Below are 3,062 nucleotides of genomic sequence, written 5' to 3' on the forward strand. Positions count from 1 at the left end.
AGGACAAGACTTATAGCTTGTAGCTGATAACTTGTAGCTAACTAAATCATTCCTCCTTTTTGCTCGAAGAATGTGAGGGCAAAAATAAATCTTAAATATATCAATACAAAATTTTAACAGAAAGCAGTTTTATTACTTCCGAACCGCCGGAAGCAGTAGGTAAGTTTTAAATCTTACCTACAAGAAACTGTCCGGTGTACGATTTTTCACATTTCACAATATCATCGGGCGTACCTTCAAAAACAACCATTCCCCCTTTTTCACCGCCTTCGGGACCAATATCAATAATGTGGTCGGCACACTTTATCACTTCGGGGTTATGCTCTATAATGATAACAGTATGTCCTTTTTCAATCAGCGCATCGAACGCTTTCAACAGCGTTTTTATATCGTGGAAATGAAGCCCCGTAGTAGGCTCGTCGAAAACAAAAATAGTAGGTTCGGGCTTTTCATTGGCAAGGAACGACGCCAGTTTTACCCGTTGGCTTTCACCACCCGAAAGGGTACTCGATGATTGCCCCAGTTTTACATACCCCAAGCCTACATCCTGCAAAGGTTTCAGCCTTTTTACAATGCGTTTTTCCGCATTTCCTTTGCCTTTCGAGAAAAACTCTATCGCTTGGTTTACAGTCATCTCCAACACATCATATACGCTCATTCCATCGTATTTCACATCCAGTATATCCTGTTTGAAGCGTTTGCCGTGGCAGTGGTCGCACTCAAGCACCAAGTCGGCCATGAATTGCATTTCCACCGTAACCGTTCCTTCGCCCTGACATTCCTCGCAACGTCCGCCATCTGTGTTGAACGAGAAATAGGCGGGCGTATATCCCATTTGTTTAGCCAGTTGTTGTTCCGAATACAATTTGCGGATTTCGTCGTATGCCTTAATATATGTCACCGGATTCGAACGTGTAGAGCGCCCTATCGGATTTTGGTCGACAAACTCGATATCCTTTGCCAGATGCATGCTTCCTTTCAGCATACCGAATTGTCCGGTACGCTCAGCTATTCCGCCATAATATTTTTTCAATGCCGGATAAAAAACAGCCCGTAGCAGCGACGATTTACCCGACCCGCTCACACCGGTCACCACCGTCATTACATTCAGCGGAAATTTCACATCAATATTCTTCAGGTTATTCTCTCTCGCGCCCAGTACTTCTATATAGTTGCTCCATTTACGCCTTTTGACCGGAACAGGTATTTCCTCCAGTCCGAAAAGGTATTTTATGGTAAATGAATTTTCCGAAAGTTTTTTCATCTCCTCTTTATCCGTCCCTGCCAAAACACCGGGCACACCTTTGAAAACCACTTCGCCACCCAGTCGTCCGGCCAACGGGCCTATATCCACAATATAGTCGGCAGCCCGCATAATTTCCTCATCATGTTCCACCACCACAACCGTATTGCCCAAATCGCGCAATTGCTTCAACACCTTTATAAGCAAATGGGTATCTCTGGGATGAAGCCCGATGCTCGGCTCGTCCAGGATATACAGCGACCCTACCAGACTACTACCCAGCGAAGTTGCCAGATTGATACGCTGGCTCTCGCCACCCGAAAGAGTATTCGACAAGCGGTTGAGGGTTAAATAACCCAACCCCACATCCTGCAAAAACTGTATACGGTTCCTTATCTCCACAAGCAGCCGCTTGGCAATAGCCGCATCGTGGCCGTCAAGTTGCAGGTTTTCAAAAAAATCACGCAGATTATCTACAGGCATCAACACCAGTTCGGTTATCGGCTTGTCACCCACCCGAATGTAAGTAGCTTCTTTTTTCAGCCGGCTACCGTTACACTCAGGGCAGATGGTTTTGCCCCTGTAGCGAGCCAGCATAACACGGTATTGTATTTTATACTGATTGGCTTCCAGATGCTTGAAAAACTCATTCAACCCTTCGAAATACTTATTCCCCGTCCAAAGCAAACGGCGTTGCTCATCGGTAAGCTCGTAGTAAGGCTTATGGATAGGGAAATTAAATTTATCCGCCGTGCGTATTAACCGGTTTTTCCATTCGCTCATCACCTCGCCACGCCAGGCAGCTACCGCATCTTCGTATACAGAGAGCGACTTGTTGGGGATAACCAAATCTTCATCTATACCGATTACCTTACCAAAACCCTCGCACACAGGACACGCGCCTATCGGGCTGTTGAAGCTGAATGTATGTACCGTAGGAGTTTCGAAGACAATGCCATCCGCCTCGAATATTCTGGAAAAATGCAGTTTTTCAGAGCCGTTTTCGCCTAATATTTCCAATACACACGCTCCGTTGCCTTCGCCGAACGCAGTTTCCACCGAATCGGTTATCCGGCTAATGGACGATTGCGAATGTTCTACCACAAAACGGTCGATGATAAGATAAACCTCGCTCGTTTTAGCCGTTTCAACTTCGCCTTCCAGCACATCCTGAATCCGTACTGTTTCGCCATCAACCTCCAAACGGCTGTAACCCTGCATCTGCAAGTTTTTCAGTTGCGCGTCCAATGTCCTACCCTCCGGCACGACAACAGGGATAAGAATAAGCATTTTCGTGCCATCAGGATATTCCATCGCCGCGTTTACCACATCTTCGGCTTCGTGCTTCTTCACAATTTTTCCCGAAACGGGAGAGTATGTTTTACCTATGCGGGAATATAATAGTTTTATGTATTCGTAAATTTCGGTGGACGTTCCCACGGTCGAACGCGGATTACGTGTATTTACTTTTTGCTCGATAGCAATAGCGGGCGGGATACCTTTAATGTAATCCACCTCAGGCTTACTCATCCTCCCCAAAAACTGACGGGCATAAGACGACAGACTCTCTACATAACGCCGTTGGCCTTCGGCATACAACGTATCGAACGCCAGCGATGATTTACCCGAACCCGAAAGCCCTGTGATAACAACCAATTTATTGCGGGGAATCTCTACGTCAATGTTTTTAAGATTATTAACCCTTGCCCCTTTTATGATAATATTTCCTTGTTTCGCCATAATTTTCTGTACACAAAAATAGCCTGCAAATTTATATAGAAATCTTCGATTTCTACGCCCGTATTGATAAAAAGTCGAG

At 45.5% G+C, this 3,062-nt stretch carries 1 protein-coding gene; it reads right to left on the minus strand.

Going from position 1 to position 3,062, the window contains the following annotated elements; translation table 11 throughout:
- Positions 1-166: 166 nt before the first annotated feature.
- Entirely contained in the window at positions 167-2,983 is a 2,817-nt protein-coding gene (uvrA, locus tag D0T49_RS12750) for an excinuclease ABC subunit UvrA (RefSeq protein WP_163632288.1), read from the minus strand.
- Positions 2,984-3,062: the final 79 nt, after the last annotated feature.

Origin of the sequence: Paludibacter sp. 221, assembly GCF_010501035.1 — a bacterium.
Classification (GTDB): Bacteria; Bacteroidota; Bacteroidia; order Bacteroidales; family Paludibacteraceae; genus QVMH01.

What these genes read in the sequence shown, in the direction of transcription:
- uvrA (WP_163632288.1), bottom strand. Translation starts at nt 2,983, where the DNA reads ATGGCGAAACAAGGAAATATTATCATAAAAGGGGCAAGGGTTAATAAT.